11 protein-coding genes and 1 tRNA gene are annotated in these 16,419 nt (G+C 59.5%); 7 read left to right on the top strand and 5 right to left on the bottom strand.

Annotated elements, in window-relative coordinates:
- Window positions 1-5: 5 nt before the first annotated feature.
- Together QD461_RS03560 and QD461_RS03555 are read left to right on the top strand one after the other, a co-directional pair.
- The gene (locus QD461_RS03560; protein WP_414086508.1) at window positions 6-2,054 is read left to right on the top strand and encodes a lytic transglycosylase domain-containing protein; all 2,049 of its coding nucleotides are present in this window, start codon (window positions 6-8) and stop codon (window positions 2,052-2,054) included.
- 86 nt (window positions 2,055-2,140) lie between these two features.
- A complete protein-coding gene (locus tag QD461_RS03555) occupies window positions 2,141-3,034 on the top strand; it encodes an alpha/beta fold hydrolase (protein ID WP_414086507.1) in 894 nt (297 codons plus the stop codon).
- A 129-nt stretch (window positions 3,035-3,163) separates the two neighbouring features.
- Here QD461_RS03555 and QD461_RS03550 read toward each other — a convergent pair whose 3' ends face one another.
- The 5 genes from QD461_RS03550 to QD461_RS03530 all read right to left on the bottom strand — a co-directional run bounded on the left by QD461_RS03550 (window position 3,164) and on the right by QD461_RS03530 (window position 9,206).
- Window positions 3,164-4,252 carry a porin gene (locus QD461_RS03550; RefSeq protein ID WP_414086506.1) on the bottom strand — a complete coding sequence of 363 codons (1,089 nt, stop codon included), beginning with the start codon at window positions 4,250-4,252 and terminating at the stop codon, window positions 3,164-3,166.
- A 452-nt stretch (window positions 4,253-4,704) separates the two neighbouring features.
- Window positions 4,705-5,781, bottom strand: a complete 1,077-nt coding sequence (locus tag QD461_RS03545; protein ID WP_414086505.1) for a porin — start codon at window positions 5,779-5,781, stop codon at window positions 4,705-4,707.
- Window positions 5,782-6,411: 630 nt separating this feature from the next.
- Window positions 6,412-6,501 (bottom strand) — tRNA-Ser (locus tag QD461_RS03540).
- Window positions 6,502-6,626: 125 nt separating this feature from the next.
- Complete coding sequence (locus tag QD461_RS03535; RefSeq protein WP_414086504.1) at window positions 6,627-7,844, bottom strand: NAD(P)/FAD-dependent oxidoreductase; 1,218 nt, start codon at window positions 7,842-7,844, stop codon at window positions 6,627-6,629.
- A 243-nt stretch (window positions 7,845-8,087) separates the two neighbouring features.
- Complete coding sequence (locus QD461_RS03530; protein WP_414086503.1) at window positions 8,088-9,206, bottom strand: Gfo/Idh/MocA family protein; 1,119 nt, start codon at window positions 9,204-9,206, stop codon at window positions 8,088-8,090.
- A 228-nt stretch (window positions 9,207-9,434) separates the two neighbouring features.
- On the opposite strand from QD461_RS03530, the gene QD461_RS03525 reads away from it, so the two are divergent.
- From QD461_RS03525 to iolB, 5 genes are all read left to right on the top strand, one after another.
- Entirely contained in the window at window positions 9,435-10,307 is an 873-nt protein-coding gene (locus QD461_RS03525) for a MurR/RpiR family transcriptional regulator (RefSeq protein WP_414086502.1), read from the top strand.
- A 178-nt stretch (window positions 10,308-10,485) separates the two neighbouring features.
- The gene (locus QD461_RS03520) at window positions 10,486-12,420 is read left to right on the top strand and encodes a bifunctional 5-dehydro-2-deoxygluconokinase/5-dehydro-2-deoxyphosphogluconate aldolase (protein WP_414086501.1); all 1,935 of its coding nucleotides are present in this window, start codon (window positions 10,486-10,488) and stop codon (window positions 12,418-12,420) included.
- 126 nt (window positions 12,421-12,546) lie between these two features.
- Complete coding sequence (gene iolD, locus QD461_RS03515) at window positions 12,547-14,397, top strand: 3D-(3,5/4)-trihydroxycyclohexane-1,2-dione acylhydrolase (decyclizing) (protein ID WP_414086500.1); 1,851 nt, start codon at window positions 12,547-12,549, stop codon at window positions 14,395-14,397.
- A 176-nt stretch (window positions 14,398-14,573) separates the two neighbouring features.
- Window positions 14,574-15,491 (top strand): myo-inosose-2 dehydratase, encoded by a 918-nt coding sequence (gene iolE / locus QD461_RS03510; RefSeq protein ID WP_414086499.1) that lies wholly within the window; start codon window positions 14,574-14,576, stop codon window positions 15,489-15,491.
- A 72-nt stretch (window positions 15,492-15,563) separates the two neighbouring features.
- Entirely contained in the window at window positions 15,564-16,361 is a 798-nt protein-coding gene (gene iolB / locus QD461_RS03505; RefSeq protein WP_414086498.1) for a 5-deoxy-glucuronate isomerase, read from the top strand.
- Window positions 16,362-16,419: the final 58 nt, after the last annotated feature.

Raw genomic sequence — 16,419 nt, 5'->3', positions numbered from 1 at the left:
GCCGGATGAAAAGACCTGTGATGATCTGGACCGCCATGGGCCTGGCGGTTGCGTGGGGCGCTTTTGCGTCTCAACCTTCCGGCCAGCCCACAGCGATCCGCGGCGATGTCGCGATGTCGACGCCGGATCCGATCAGCACGGCCGCCATACCGCGTGGCGGTGCCATTGCCCCGATCAATGGCGACTTGAAGGCCGGTCTCGATGCGCTCTCCAACAAGAACCCGATGCAGGCGCTTGCCGTCCGCAACAGCATGCGAGAAGGCACGCTCGACCGTCACATACTGACCTGGGCGATTGCGACCTCCGGCCAGCCGGGCATCCCATCCGGAGAAATTGCCGCGGCTGCGCGCGAACTTGTCGGTTGGCCGGGTCTTAGCAGCCTGCGTGCGAACTCGGAGCGGGCGCTCTACATCGAAAATCCGTCCACGGAACAGATTCTCGCGGCCTTCGGCAGCACCCAGCCGGAAACCGTGGAAGGCTCGGTGATCCTGTCTCGGGCGCTCGTTGCGCGCGGCTCCGCATCGCAAGCTGCGAAGCTGATCCGCAAGATCTGGCGTACCGAGGCGCTCGACAAGCCTTTCGAAGACAAGATCCTCGCCGAATTCGCCGCGCTGCTGTCGCCCGCCGATCATAAGGCTCGCATGGACTTTCTGCTTTATCGCGACCGTACCGCTCAGGCGAAACGCTTCGGCGACCTCGGGAAAGCACAGTCGCTCTACAAGGCCTGGGCTGCAGTCAACGATCGCTCGAGCAAGGCCGATGGGTTGATTGCGGCAATCGACGCCCAATGGCGCAAGGATCCTGCCTATCTCTACATGCGCATCAAGAACCTGCGCTGGCAGAACAAATATGACAATGCCGCCACCCTGCTTGGACAGATGCCCAAGGATCGCAGCGTACTCGTCAGCCCCGGCCAATGGTGGAACGAGCAGCGGATCGTCAGCCGCGGGTTGGTGGATCAGGGCGACTTCAAGGATGCCTATCGCGTCGTCGACGCCAGCGTCGCAGAGAGCCCGCAGGATGTCGGCGAAGCCGAATTCCATGCCGGGTGGTATGCCTTGCGCGGTCTGCAGGACGGAGCGAGCGCATCGGGCCATTTCCGCAAGATCCTGCAGGTGTCGAATGGGCCGATCTCGCAATCACGCGGCTGGTACTGGCTCGGACGCGCAGCCGAGGCGGGTGGCCCGGGCAAGGCAGCCGATTTCTATGCCAAGGCGGCGGCCTATCCCAGCACGTTCTACGGCCAGCTTGCCGCCGAGAAACTTGGCCGGCGGACGCTAGACGTCACCTATCCTTCCCCCTCGCCCACCGATCGCCAGCGCTTTCAGGCACGCGAGGCGGTGCAGGCGATTTCGCGGCTCGAAGCAGCGGGACATGGCTGGCGCGCCGAGGCAATCTACCGCGCATTGGCGAGGCAGCTGGACGGCCCTGGCGAAATCGCCTTGCTGGCGGCTCAGGCAGAGCGCTCCGGCAATCATCAGCTTTCGTTGCAGATCGGCAAGATCGCCTATGGCCGCGGGGTCGATGTCGCTGCGCTCGCCTTCCCGATCGGCGTCATTCCGCAGAACGCCAATATCTCGGGTTCCGGCAAAGCTTTGGCCTATGCCATCGCCCGACAGGAAAGCGCCTTCAATCCGGCTGCGGTCTCCTCGGCGAATGCGCGCGGCCTGCTGCAATTGCTGCCGAAGACGGCCAAGGCGGTCGCCGTTCGGCACGGCATAGCCTATTCCGCCGAAAAACTGACGCAGGATGCCGGCTATAACGCCACACTTGGCGCTCACTATCTCGGCGAACAGATCGACACGTTCGGCGGCTCCTACATTCTGACCTTCATTGCCTACAATGCCGGCCCGAACAAGGTTCCCGAGTGGATCACCCGTTACGGCGATCCGCGCGGCAAATCGCTCGACAACGTCATCGATTGGATAGAGCGCATCCCCTTCCCCGAGACGCGTAACTACGTCCAGCGTGTCATGGAGAACTATCAGGTCTACAAGGCCCGGCTTGGGCAGAAGACCGATATCGTCAGCGATCTCGTCAACGGCCGCACCTGATCGGGCCGGCGTGCTTGGGTGCGGTTGTGCAGACCGCGGGATTGACGCTACATTTCTCGTGATATCCCAAGCACGAGGCACGATGCATGCGCAGCGACGACGAAAGCGGCTTCCTTGTTCGAACGATAGCGGCCGAGGACGGCCTGAAGCTTTATGTTCGAGACTATATCGGTGACGCGCAGGCCACACAGGCACGGCCGCCCATCATCTGCCTGCCGGGTCTGACGCGCAATTCGCGCGACTTTCACCAATTGGCGATGCTCTTGGCGTATCATTCAGCTACGCCCTACAGAGTATTGACGCTCGACGCCCGCGGGCGCGGACAGTCCGAACGCGATGCCGACAAATCCCACTATAATCTCGTGGTTGAAACCCAGGACGTCGTTAGCCTCTGCTCCACATTCGACATCCCACAAGCCGTCTTCATCGGCACCTCGCGCGGCGGCCTCGTCATGCATCTGCTCGCGGCCAGCCGTCCGGATCTTCTGAAAGCGGCCATTCTCAACGATATCGGTCCTGCGATCGAAAAGCCCGGCCTGGTTGAAATTCGCGACTATCTCAATCGAGACAGAAAGCCGGCCGGCCGGGACGATGCCGTTAACATACTGCGAGAGAATCACGGCGCTGCATTCACGGCGCTTACTGACGGCGACTGGCAGGACATGGCCGGCGCGATCTATGACTTTCGTGATGGCAAACCCGTGGCCGATTATGACCCGGCCATCGCCCAACAGCTGCTAGCGCTTGATTTTGAAGTACCTCTTGCGGACCTTTGGCCGCAATTCGAGGCCTTCAACGACACTCCGCTGATGGTGATTCGCGGTGAAAACACCAAGCTGCTGAGCACGCGCACCATCGAAGACATGGCGCGCCGACATCCGGGCATGGTCATCAAGTCGGTGGCGGGCCAAGGTCATGCCCCTCTCCTGCATCTCGGCGATATCCCGGCAGTCATTCGAAGCTTTCTCTCTGCGCTTTGAGGCGAGCTGATCGGCTTTCGGGATTGTGCACAATAAAAAGGCCCGGTTGGGAAAACCGGGCCTGCCCTTTTCTGATCGGAGGTCAGATCAGAAAATCTGTCGATGTCGATGTCGATTCGGCGGACCGAATTAGAAGCTGCGCTGGAAGCGGAGGATACCTGCCCACTGATCCTGGTTCACAGAATCGAAGTTGGTGTAGGAAACTTCCGGCTCGATGAGCAGGTTCTTGACCGGGTTCCACTTCAGGTTCGTGGTCGCGGCAAAGATCTTCGAGTCGGTGTAGGCCAACTGCAGGTTCCACTTCAGCTTGTCATTGACCGGAACGCCAATGCCACCCCAAACTGCCCAGTCACCCCAGCCGCAGAGATCGCCACGGCCAACCGGGCAAGCAGACGCGTCGAGGTTCGAACCGGCATACTGGTTCAGCTTCTTACCGTCAGTGTTCCAGCCACCCATCAAGAAGGCCTTGAAGACGCCGAAGTCGGCATCGACGCGAGCCTTGATAGCGCCTTCTTCGACGATCGAGTCATAACCGCCGACGACCTTGAAGCCGAAGTTGCCAACCTTGTAGCCGATACCGGCAACAGCGTTCGGAGCATAGTGGTTTTGCTCGGACTTAACCCAGGCGCCGCCGAAGGAAGAGGCATCCGCACCGGAGTTGCTGTCTTCAACGGAAACCACAGCCGTGAAGCCGTTGCCGGCGTCGTAGTTGTAGGTCAACTGGTTCAGTTCGTACGGGCCGTCATAGACCACGTCGTCGTTGATGACGTCGCCGGCATAACCGGTAAAGGCGTTGTATTGCGAGTCAGCCTTACCGACGAGGAAGCCACCGAGGCTGATGTTCGCCCAGAGCAGCTTCGTGGTGGTGGTGTTGCCTTCCTGCCAGTCCCAACGCATGACAGTATTGGTCTTCAACGGACCGTATTCGGTGTCCGATGCAGTATCGAGGCTCAGCTGAGCGCGGGTATGCCAGATAGTGCCGTTGTGGGTATTCGGGTTGTAGGCATCGTACCACTTGCCTTCGGTACGAACCATGCCGCCGACCTTGAGGCAGGTTTCGGTGCCCGGAATGAAGAAGTAGCCTGCACCGTATGCGTCGCAGATGCGAACGTATTCCAGTGGCTCCGGCTCAGCAGCAACGATAGCGTCGGCTGCATGAGCACCGGATACTGCTGCCAGCGCAGCAGCGGAGCCGAGAAGAAGGCTCTTGATGTTCATTGGAAACTCCAGTTTCAATATCAATAAGGCGCAAGACATCACGCCGAAAAATCGGCGTTCCCCACCCTACCTAGTTTTTAAAGTTGACCCCTGATCTGGGAGAACCAAGACCGTAAGTCTTGCTTCTGATTTGGACCCTACAGATCGTTTTTTTCAGAGCAATATCAGATACAAACTGTCGGCATTTATGACGCGCGTTTCAAACGGTGCGTTGCACAAAAATCACGTCGCAAATTCGTCATATTTCTGCGGCGTCGAGAATAAGTTCAACTTAAGGTTACATGAAAAAACCTCCGCCCGGCAAGCGATATCCGTGGCGGAAAGCGTGCTGCGCCCGGATAGCCCGAATATCGGAGGGAAATGCAGGTATAGACAACGCAAAAAGCCCGGACTTTCGACCGGGCTTTTCCTCACCGAAGTGAAAAATCTCATATGACCGAAGTCATACTAGATTAGAAGCTGCGCTGGAAGCGAAGAACGCCAGCCCACTGGTCCTGATTGATGTTGTCCCAGTTGGTGTAGGTAACTTCCGGCATGACGAGCAGGTTCTTAACCGGATTCCACTTGACGTTCGTCGTAGCAGAGAAGGTCTTGTTGTCGGTGTAGGCGAGCTGCAGGTTCCACTTCAGCTTTTCGTTGATCGGAACGCTTGCACCGCCCCAAACAGCCCAATCACCCCAGCTCTGGCCAATTGAGTCGCCATTAGCATACTTGTTGACCTTGCTGCCATCGGTGTTCCAGCCGCCCATCAAGAAGGCCGAGAATACGCCGAAGTCAGCGTCTACGCGAGCCTTGATGGCGCCTTCTTCAACGATCGAGTCGTAACCGCCAACGAGCTTGAAGGCCCATGCGCCGGCCTTGTAGCCAACACCGGCTACAACGTCAGGAGCGTAGTGGTTGTGGCTGTCTTCGCCGTTGGGGCCCGTGACTGGTACAGTCACACCAGCAGCGTTCGTGGTGTAGCCCGAATTGCTGTCTTCAACCGAGATCACAGCCGTGAAGCCGTTGCCGGCGTCGTAGTTGTAGGTGATCTGGTTCAGTTCGTACGGGCCATCACCGATGACGTCGTCGTTGATGACGTCGCCGGCATAACCGGTGAAGACGTTGAACTGCGAGTCTTCCTTACCGATGGTGAAACCACCGAGGCTGATGCTGGCGTGCAGCAGGTTCGTCTTGGTCGAACCACCTTCCTGCCAGTCCCAACGCATTTCGGTGTTGGTCTTCAGCGGGCCGTATTCGGTGTCCGAAGCCGTCTGCAGCTGCAGCTCAGCGCGGGTGTGCCAAAGCGTACCGATGTGAGTGTTCGGGGTGTAAGCGTCGTACCACTTGCCTTCGGTACGAACCTTGCCGCCGATCTTGAGGCAGGTTTCGGTGCCCGGGATGAAGAAGTAGCCAGCGCCGTATGCATCGCAGATGCGGACGTATTCAAGCGGCTCCGGCTCAGCGGCAACGATAGCGTCTGCTGCGTGAGCACCGGATACTGCTGCCAGCGCAGCAGCGGAGCCGAGAAGAAGGCTCTTGATGTTCATATTGACCTCCAGTCAAAGTTTTTGTCGAGAATGAGAACTACCCGAAGGTATTCCCTGTCCCATCCTCGCGTTTCAAGAAGTGGACGATCAATCGCCCTCGCTTCCGAGAGTGAAAATACAAGACGCGCTCTGTCACGCAATCGACATCTTCTCGGAAAGGGTGATTTGCGTAAGCCTTCTGTAAGTCCTGTTGCCGAAAGGACACAAAACGACGGCGACGCGGTAATGTAGGTTTAGACTTCGTTAAGAAAATCCTTAATCTACGGGCACTTATGCGGCGGCTCCCAGTATAGCCCAAGACGCGGGATTCGGCCGTAACGCGGCCATTGCCCGACAAAACAAGGGGTTCAGTTGAGAATTGAACGCCAGTTGTACTCTTTGCCATACAGATCGCTGGTAGCAGAGGACCCAAAGTCCGTTCTCCCCACCGTCCCGAATCGATGCATGTACCCGGATGATTCTACCTTACCCCTTTCGAGGCGGCATGACGGACCGCGCATAAAGGCGACCATGGCGCCAGCACAATAAGGGAATTTGGGGGAACCAGCGAAGCTGAAGGCGGCGGTCGCAGGAAGCGACCAGACCACGCGAACCTAAGTTCGATGCTAGACGTTGGGCCACAAGATCAAATGGCGGAGAAGATGGGATTCGAACCCACGATACCATTTCTGGTATACTCCCTTAGCAGGGGAGCGCCTTCGACCACTCGGCCACCTCTCCGGTGCGGCCCTGATAGGGCCATTCATTTATCGACGCAAGCGCTTTTTCGCCTTCACCCACGTTCTTTCCGAGATTCGGCAATAGCCGGCTGCCGAATCTCGTGTGCTTGGAAGATATGAGGCGTATCAGGCCAGCAGCTGCTTGAGGTCCGCCGCGGGATCCGAGAGAATCGCTCTGGAGGGATTGGCACCCGCTTCTAAAAGCTTCTTGCCGGCAACATAGGCCTTTGCATCGTTTACAGCGTCGACGGCGATGAAGCGGCCCTGCTTGAAATACCAGACGGACGCGGCTCCCTCACGCGCGCCGGGCCGCAGCAGCGTCTCGTCATAGCCGAGATTGAAGCCGGCAATCTGCAGCTTCACGTCATATTGATCCGACCAGAACCAAGGCTTTGGATCGTAGGCCTTATCGCCACCGGCAATGATCTCTGCGGCGGCGTCCGCCTGGTCGACTGCGTTCTGCACCGATTCGAGGCGGATTCGCGTGCCCTCCCATGGCAGCTCGACGCAATCGCCCATGGCGAAGATCGAGGGGTCGGAGGTACGGGCGAACGAATCAACGACAATGCCATTGCCGACCTCCAGGCCTGCTTCCTTGGCAAGCCTGTCATTCGGAGCAACCCCGATACCCACCACGACGAAATCGACCTCGATGGTGGTTCCATCGGAAAGCTCGGCAGCGACGACATGACCATTGCGGCCGACAAGCTGCTTCAACCCCGTCTTCTCGCGAATGACGACATCATGTTTCTGATGGATCGCTCGGAATATATCGGCCGTTTCCTTGGCCGCGACCCGCTGCAGGATCCGGTCGCTCATTTCGATGAGAGTAACCTCAAGGCCGCGATGGCGTGCAACGGCTGCCGCTTCCAAACCGATATAGCCGCCGCCGATAATAAGGACGCGGCGGCCTGGGCGCATCTCTTCCGCCAGAAAATCCGCATCGCGCTTGTCGCGGGCGACGTAGACGCCCTCGAGCGCACCGCCGACGGAGGGCGGAAGGCGACGCGGTGTGGAACCGGTGGTCAGCGCCAGCGTCTCGTAATCCAACCGCGAGCCATCCTGCATGACAATCTGCTTTGCGGCACGATCGATCTGCTCGACCCAGGTGGACAGACGGATCTCGACATTGTTGTCGGCGTACCATTGTTCCGGGCGGAACAGCAGGCGATCGAAACTCATTTCGCCGAGGAGATATTTTTTCGTCAGGGGCGGTCGCTGATAGGGAAGATTTTCTTCGGCGCCTGCGATGGTAATAGGCCTTGAATCACCAAGTGCCCGCAACTTGGCTGCGAGCGCGAAGCCCGCCTGCCCGGCTCCAATAATGACCAATCTGCCCGTCACGATCCGTTCTCCATATCGTTATTATATGGTGTGCCGCCGGCATGAGACAGGCAGGCGCACCTATGGCCTCAGGGGTAACGCCTACCTCCGCAAGCGTCAATCACGACTGACCCTGCGCCCGGGATCGGGAGAAAATTGGGCCGAATACCGAGCGGTTCCCTTTTCTTTAATTGGAGGACCGCCCATCTTCTTGGTTTTTTTGCATTCGGGGCGGAGAACTGCCGCACATTTTCGCGGCACGTTTTAGAGAGCGATCTCGACCCAGCGCTGCTCATGGAACGACCGCGCCATGGCATGGACGGATTTCTCGATGCGCAAACCGTCTGCGAAACCGACGACTGACGCAGTCTCGCCGGAAATGGCACGGATCAACTCGCGGCATTCGATGATCTTGAGGTCGTTGAAACCAAGGCCGTGACCAGGCGCCGGAATGAAGCGGTCGTAGGGATTATGAGCCGGTGCGGCCAGCACCTTGCGGAAACCCTGTTCGCTATCCCTGCCCTCGGCCTGATAGAGCTCGAATTCGTTCATGCGCTCCTGATCGTAGGAAATCGAGCCCTTGGAGCCGAAGATCTGTAAGGCGATCCTTCCCTTTCGGCCCCAGGCCGAGCGATTGGCCATCAGCACAGCAGAAATGCCACCGCCAAGTCGCATCAGCACATTGGCGAGATCGTGATTCTCGACCGCGCGGCTGCCGCCCTCCTTCAATGGCCGCTCGGCATAGGGCTTCACCATATCGGTGATCACGGCCTCTACATGCCCAAACAGGAACCAGAGCAGCGAGAGCGGGTGCACGGCGAAATCGTCCAGGGCGCCGTAGCCGGAGGCAAGCTCGCTCTTCCAATAGAAGAGACCGTGCGGATCGGCCATGAAATCTTCGTCCATCTCGACGCGGACATGGTTGACGGCACCGATCGCGCCATCTTCGATCAACGACTTGATGTGCCGCATGATGGGGTTCTGGATATAGTTGTAACCCAGAATGGCGACCTTGCCGGAGGCTTTCGCCGCAGCGAGCATACGCTCGGCGTCATCATAGGCCGGCGCCATCGGCTTTTCGCACCAGACATGTTTGCCGGCCTCAAGCGCTGCAATCGCCATTTCCGGGTGGAACTGATTGGGTGTCGTGACAGAGACGACATCGACCTCGGGATCGGCAATAAGGTCACGCCAGTTGGCCGTCGTTCTCTCGAAGCCGAATTCATCGCCCCTCGCCTTTGCCAGATCGGCATTGGCTTCGGCCAGATGGACTAGCCGAGGCCGTGCCACGTCGCCGAATACGGTCTTGACCGCATTCCATGCCAGCGCATGGCACTTGCCCATATAGCCTGTACCGATCAGTCCAACGCCCAATGGCTTCATTTGCCCGTTCTCCTCCGCTTCCACCCGAAGCGAAGTCATTTTTGGAATGTTTAGACCGTTTTGGCAAGCACACTCTCTTGACCTCCCAAGCCAAACCTCAATAATTCTCCATATTTTCACTTTAAAATTAGATACTTAAAAATATTCGTGCCGAACAAATCGAAATCCGCTATCGTTGCAAATATGGAATAATTATTCCATCACAGGGGCAAGATGGCGGAAACGGGCATGGATAACGGTATCGGTACGCAGACAAAGGTGCCGCGCGACTTCGAAAGTCTGCGCAGCAACATCATAGAGCGCAAGAACGCCATGCCGAAGCGTTTGGCGCAGGTTGCCGCCTTCGCACTTGGCAATCCCGATGAAATTGCCTTCGGCACGACGGCGAGTATCGCAGCTGCCGCCGAAGTCCAGCCTTCGACGCTGGTCCGTCTTGCGCACCACCTCGGCTATGAGGGATTTTCCGACCTGCAGAGCATCTTTCGCGAAAGATTGCGCGACCGGACACTGAGCTATGAAGAGCGCTTGGTGACCCTCGAACGCTCCGGCGTTGAAAACGAGGATGCCAGCATTCTCTCCGGCTTTCTGTCCGCGGCAAGTCAGTCGGTCAACAAGCTCGCTGCAACCATTGAGACGGAGGCGTTCGCCAAGGCCGTCGATGTGCTCGCCGCCGCCGAGACAATCTATCTCATCGCCAAGCGCCGGTCCTATCCGCTCACCGCACACATGGCCTACGCCTTCTCCAAGCTGAATATACGCCATCAGATCGTCGCGTCCCCGAACGGCATCGACAGCGAGATCGCCCGCTTCGCCACGGAAAAAGATGCCGCGATCGCTGCGAGCTTCTCCCCCTATGCCGCCGAAAGCCTGTCGCAGGCGCAGGATCTGGCGTCACGCAACGTGCCGGTCATTGCGATTACCGATTCGGCCTTCTCGCCGCTCACTGCCTGTGCGACCCACTGGTTCGAAGTGGCCGAGACCGACTTCGCCGGTTTCCGCTCCATGTCGGCTTCGATGGCGCTGGTCATGGCCCTCCCCGTCGCCATTGCCGAGCGGCGGCGAAAAGCTGCTGCAAAAGCCGATAAAACGAAAATGGAATAAATATTCCGAATTGACAAAAAATCGGAACCGATGTTTCATTGCGTTCAGGATAACGGCAGGAAAAACGGCCGGCCAATCCGCCGCAACCGGGACGACACGAATACCGGCACTTTCAATGACGCATGATCTCGGCGCACGCTGAAGAGCAAAAGAGGTCATGCATGGACGGGAGGACATCATGGCACACGACAATTCTGGCGCCGAGCCGGAGACGAAACTCGATGTGATCACCATCGGACGATCTTCCGTCGATCTCTACGGTCAGCAAATCGGCTCGCGACTGGAAGACATTGCCTCGTTTGCCAAATCAGTCGGCGGCTGCCCGGCCAATATCGCCATCGGCACGGCGCGGCTCGGCCTGAAATCCGGCCTAATCACCCGCGTCGGCGACGAGCAGATGGGCCGCTTCATCCGCGAGCAGGCCGCCCGCGAAGGTGTTGCCGTCGATGGGATCGCCACCGACAGGGAACGGCTAACCGCACTGGTACTGCTCGCGGTCGAGGCCGAAGGCGTCTCGCCGATGATCTTCTACCGCTCCGACTGCGCCGACATGGCGCTGAACGAAGACGATATGGACGAAGGCTTCATCAAGTCCTCCGGCGCAGTTCTGGTCTCAGGCACGCATTTCTCCAAGCCCAATACCGAGGCGGCGCAGCGCAAAGCGATACGCATCGCCAAGGCGAACGGCCGAAAGGTGATCTTCGACATAGACTACCGGCCGAACCTCTGGGGCCTTGCCGGCCACGCCGAGGGTTTCGAGCGCTATGTGAAGTCGGATCGCGTTTCCGCCAAGATGAAGGAGACGCTGCCGCATTGCGATCTGATCGTCGGCACCGAAGAAGAGATCATGATCGCCTCGGGTGCGGATGACGTGCTCGGCGCCTTGAAGGAAATCCGCCGCCTCTCGTCCGCGGTTATCGTGCTGAAGCGCGGCGCCATGGGCTGCATCGTTTATGAGGGACCGATTTCTGACGATCTCGAAGCAGGCATTGTCGGCCAGGGTTTCCCGATCGAGGTGTTCAACGTTCTCGGCGCCGGCGACGCCTTCATGTCTGGCTTCCTGCGCGGCTATTTGCGCGGCGAGCCGCTGAAGACCTGCGCCACCTGGGCCAACGCCTGCGGCGCCTTCGCCGTTTCCCGCCTGCTCTGCTCGCCGGAATATCCGACCTGGGCGGAACTCGACTTCTTCCTGAAGACCGGCAGCAAGCACCGCGCGCTGCGCAAGGATGAGGCGATCAACCATATCCATTGGGCAACAACCCGCCGCAGCGACGAGATCCCGCTACTGATGGCGCTTGCGATCGATCATCGTTCGCAGCTCGTCAGCGTCTGTGATGAATTGGGCCTTGGTCACGACAAGATCGTCGCCTTCAAGCGGCTTGCCGTCGAGGCGGCGGCGCGGGTAGCGGATGGCCGACCTGGCTATGGGATGCTGATCGACGAGCGCTTCGGGCGTGATGCCTTCTTCGATGCCGCAACCAAGAATTTCTCCTGGATTGGGCGTCCCGTCGAGCTACCGGGCTCGAAGCCGCTCAGATTCGAATTCAGCCAGGACATCGGCTCGCAGCTCGTCGAATGGCCGCTCAATCATTGTATCAAGTGCCTATGCTTCTACCATCCTGACGATCCGAAGGAATTGAAGACGGAACAGCAAGAGAAACTAAGGACGCTGTTCGAAGCCGCACGCAAGGTCGGCCGCGAGCTTCTGGTCGAAATCATCGCCAGCAAGAATGGTCCGCTGACTGACGATACGATCCCGACGGCCTTGGAAGAGCTCTATGCGCTCGGCATCAAGCCGGACTGGTGGAAGCTGGAGCCACAGGAATCGACAACAGCCTGGAAAAAAATCGATGCCGTGATCGCCAAAAATGATCCATTGTGCCGTGGTATCGTGCTGCTCGGCCTGGAGGCGCCGGCGGAGGAACTGATGCGCAGCTTCGAGGCGACGCTGGCAGCGCCTTCGGTGAAGGGTTTCGCCGTCGGCCGGACCATCTTCGCCGATCCCGCCCGGGCCTGGCTCTCAGGCGCCATGAACGACGAGGAAGCGATTGCCGACATGGCCGGCCGCTTCCGGCAATTGACGGCAGCGTGGCTCAAAACTCGCGGCCTGTGAAATTCTGGAGCGGCTCGGCTTTCTAAGAAGCTCTGAGCCGCTCTATCTCTTTGTTTTCTGGCAATTCCGGACGGAAAACCGTTAGGCGTTTTTCCTGGAACTGCTCTGGTATTTGGGAGGCGCCCGATGGGCAAGACGATTCGATTGACGATGGCACAGGCCGTCGCGCATTTCCTCAAGAAGCAGATGACCATCATCGACGGGCAAAAGCAGCCGATCTTCGGCGGCGTCTGGGCGATCTTCGGCCATGGCAACGTCGCCGGCATCGGCGAAGCGCTTTATCAGGTGCGCGAGGAACTGCCGACCTTCCGTGCTCACAATGAACAGGGCATGGCCCATGCCGCCATCGCTTTTGCAAAAGCGAGCTTCCGTCAGCGTTTCATGGCCTGCACGACGTCGATCGGCCCCGGCGCGCTCAACATGGTGACAGCTGCCGGCGTGGCGCATGTCAATCGCATCCCCGTTCTCTTCCTGCCTGGCGACGTCTTTGCCAACCGTGCACCCGATCCGGTCTTGCAGCAGATCGAGGACTTCGGCGACGGTACCGTTTCCGCCAATGACGCCTTCCGCCCGGTCTCGCGCTATTTCGACCGCATCACCCGTCCCGAGCAGATCATGTCGGCGCTAAAGCGCGCCATGCAGGTGCTGACCGATCCGCTTGACTGCGGGCCAGTGACGCTTTCGCTCTGCCAGGATGTGCAGGCCGAAGCCTATGATTATCCGGAAAGCTTCTTTGACGAGCATGTCTGGACCCAGCGTCGCCCGCAGCCGGATGCCGGCGAACTTGCCAACGCGATCGCATTGATCCGCCGATCCGAAAAGCCGGTCATTCTCGCCGGCGGCGGTGTGCTTTACTCGCAGGCCACCAAGGAACTGACGGCTTTCGCGGAAGCGCACGACATCCCTGTCGTCGTCACGCAGGCGGGCAAGTCGGCCATCGACGAAAGGCATCCGCTGGCGCTCGGCTCGGTCGGGGTAACAGGCACGTCGGCGGCCAATGCTATTGCCGAGGATACCGATCTGGTGATCGCTGTGGGCACGCGCTGCCAAGACTTCACGACAGGCTCCTGGGCATTGTTCAAGAATGAGAAGCTGGCGATGGTCAGCCTCAACATCGCAGCCTACGACGCGCTCAAGCACAATAGTCACCCACTGGTGACGGACGCGCGCGAGGGGCTGAAGGCGCTTTCCGCCGGCCTTGCCGGCTGGCGCGCTCCGGCAGCGCTTGCCGAGAGGGCAACGCAGGAAAAGAAGATCTGGATGGAAGCAGCCGCTCGGGCAATGGCGACCACGAACGCCGCCCTGCCCTCCGACGCCCAGGTGATCGGTGCAGTTACGCGGACCATCGGCGGCGAGAAGACCATCGTGCTTTGCGCGGCAGGCGGCCTGCCCGGCGAAATGCACAAGCTCTGGCCGGCGACGGTGCCCGGCAGCTATCACATGGAATATGGCTTCTCCTGCATGGGTTACGAGATTGCCGGCGGGCTCGGCGCGAAGATGGCCCATCCGGAAAAGGAAGTCGTCGTCATGGTCGGCGATGGCTCCTACATGATGCTGAATTCCGAACTGGCGACCTCGGTCATGCTCGGCTTGAAGATCACCGTCGTCCTGCTCGATAACCGCGGCTATGGCTGCATCAATCGCCTGCAGATGGCAACCGGCGGTGCAAACTTCAACAATCTGCTGAAGGACTCGCGCTTCGAAGTGATGCCGGAGATCGACTTCCGGGCGCATGCGGCCAGCATGGGCGCTATTGCGATCAAGGTTTCCTCCATCGCCGAGCTGGAACAGGCGATAGAAGCGTCCAAGAAGAACGACCGCAGCTCGGTCATCGTCATCGACACCGACCCGTTGATCACCACAAATGAAGGCGGCCACTGGTGGGATGTCGCGGTTCCCGAGGTCAGCCCGCGCGCCGAGGTCAACAAGGCCCGCGCCGCCTACGAGAAAGCCCGCGCATCCCAGCGTATCGGCTGATCGATTTCCGACACTTTTCCGGAGGAGCTGAGACGCACCTCCAACACTAGGCCGGATGATTTTCGGTCCATTCGACCTAAAATCACCCGGCCGAGAATTAAAGAATTAGAGCATGATGTTGTCCGAAAACCGCTCACACTTTTCGGCATCATGCTCGGTTTTCAAGGAGACTACTGATGAAGGCCAAACTCGGCATGTCGCCCATCGCCTGGTGGAACGACGATCTTCCTGAGCTCAGCGACGACGTATCGCTGGAAGAATGCCTGCGCCAGTCGCGTGGCGCAGGCTTTACCGGCATGGAACAGGGCCGGCGCTTCCCGAGCAATCCCGATGAGATGCTGCCGATCCTGCGCGCCGCCGACGTGACGCTTTGCGGCGGCTGGTTTTCCGGCACGCTCGTCAACGAGGAGCTTGCGGCCAACAAGGATCGCATCGCGCCGATGATCGAGCTGTTCAAGGCCGTCAACGCGCCTTGCATCGTCTATGGCGAAGTCGGCCGCTCCATCCAGGGCGACCGCTCGAAGCCGCTCGCCACCAAGCCGCGCCTTTCGGATGACGAGATGAAGGCCTATGCCCGCCGCGTCACTGAATTCGGCGAATGGTGCGCTGAACAGGGCATGCCGCTCTCCTACCATCATCATATGGCCGCCGTCGTCGAAACCGAGCCGGAACTCGACGCCTTCATGCGCAATTCCGGCGCAGGCATTCCGCTGCTGCTCGATGCCGGCCATCTCGCCTTTGCCGGCGGCGACGTGCTGCGCGCCATCGACAACCATCACGCCCGTATCAACCACGTCCACGTCAAGGATATCCGCCAGTCCGTCGTCAATGGGCTGGACCGCAGCCGTCAATCCTTCCTCGATGCGGTCGCGCTCGGCGCATTTACTGTGCCGGGGGACGGCTCGCTCGATTTCGGTGCGATCGTCAAGCGCTTCGCCGATTACGGCTATGAGGGCTGGTTCGTGGTTGAGGCCGAACAGGACCCGCGTAAGGCGCCGCCCCAGAAGATGGCAGAGATCGGCCATGCCGAACTAATGCGCGTCATGACGGCGGCGGGCTACACCGTGGAAACCGAAGGTTTTCCCAAGGGATAGCCAGAGATAAGCACCCCTCACCAGTCTAAGGATGGCGAGGGGTGTTTTCCAAAAGCAATGGAGGACCAACCCATGCCCAATCTCAAGGTCAAACCTGACGGCTCTCATGGCCGCGTCACCCATGTCACGCCGGAAAGCGCCGGCTGGACCTATGTCGGCTTCGATCTCCACCGCCTGAAGCCGGGTGAGACAGCCTCGGCCGAAACCGGCGATCGCGAGGTCTGCCTCGTCTGGGTCAGCGGCAAGGGAAGCGCCAAGGCAGGCACGAAGGATTTCGGCTCGCTCGGCGGCCGCCTGAGTCCCTTCGAGGGCGCTCCCCACGCACTCTATATTCCAGCCGGCTCGAACTGGTCGGTAACCGCCGAGACCGATTTGGAGCTGGCCGTATGTTCGGCACCGGGCGGCGGCTCCCATGAGGCGCGTGCCATTCCGCCGGGCACCCATCCGGCCCTGACGCGCGGCAAGGGCACGAATGTCCGCCACGTCAACAACATCATGCCGGAAGACGATGGCGCGGCGCATTCGCTGCTCGTCGTGGAGGTGATCACACCGGGTGGACACACCTCGTCCTATCCGCCGCACAAGCACGATCAGGATGATCTCCCGAACGAGAGCTTCCTGGAGGAGACCTACTATCATCGCATTAACCCGCCGCAGGGTTTTGGTTTCCAGCGCGTCTATACGGATGATCGTTCGCTGGACGAAGTCATGGTGCTGGAGGATGGCGACGTGACGCTGGTGCCGAAGGGTTACCATCCCTGCGCCGCCTGCCACGGCTACGATCTCTACTATCTCAACGTCATGGCTGGACCGAAGCGCATTTGGAAATTCCACAATGCCGTTGAGCACGAATGGCTGCTTAAGTCCTGAGTGACCCCGAACATAAGCGCATACAAAAAGGCCGCGCCCGAAACGCGGCCCTTCTTCT

It is taken from the genome of Rhizobium sp. BR 314 (genome assembly GCF_047445805.1).
Lineage (GTDB): Bacteria > Pseudomonadota > Alphaproteobacteria > Rhizobiales > Rhizobiaceae > Rhizobium > Rhizobium lusitanum_B.
Note: the sequence above shows the minus strand (reverse complement) of the source record. Positions and strands in the feature narration are given on the sequence as shown.

What these genes read in the sequence shown, in the direction of transcription:
- iolD (WP_414086500.1), top strand. Translation starts at nt 12,547, where the DNA reads ATGGGCAAGACGATTCGATTGACGATGGCACAGGCCGTCGCGCATTTC.
- QD461_RS03530 (WP_414086503.1), bottom strand. Translation starts at nt 9,206, where the DNA reads ATGAAGCCATTGGGCGTTGGACTGATCGGTACAGGCTATATGGGCAAG.
- iolE (WP_414086499.1), top strand. Translation starts at nt 14,574, where the DNA reads ATGAAGGCCAAACTCGGCATGTCGCCCATCGCCTGGTGGAACGACGAT.
- QD461_RS03520 (WP_414086501.1), top strand. Translation starts at nt 10,486, where the DNA reads ATGGCACACGACAATTCTGGCGCCGAGCCGGAGACGAAACTCGATGTG.
- QD461_RS03560 (WP_414086508.1), top strand. Translation starts at nt 6, where the DNA reads ATGAAAAGACCTGTGATGATCTGGACCGCCATGGGCCTGGCGGTTGCG.
- QD461_RS03550 (WP_414086506.1), bottom strand. Translation starts at nt 4,252, where the DNA reads ATGAACATCAAGAGCCTTCTTCTCGGCTCCGCTGCTGCGCTGGCAGCA.
- iolB (WP_414086498.1), top strand. Translation starts at nt 15,564, where the DNA reads ATGCCCAATCTCAAGGTCAAACCTGACGGCTCTCATGGCCGCGTCACC.
- QD461_RS03555 (WP_414086507.1), top strand. Translation starts at nt 2,141, where the DNA reads ATGCGCAGCGACGACGAAAGCGGCTTCCTTGTTCGAACGATAGCGGCC.
- QD461_RS03545 (WP_414086505.1), bottom strand. Translation starts at nt 5,781, where the DNA reads ATGAACATCAAGAGCCTTCTTCTCGGCTCCGCTGCTGCGCTGGCAGCA.
- QD461_RS03525 (WP_414086502.1), top strand. Translation starts at nt 9,435, where the DNA reads ATGGATAACGGTATCGGTACGCAGACAAAGGTGCCGCGCGACTTCGAA.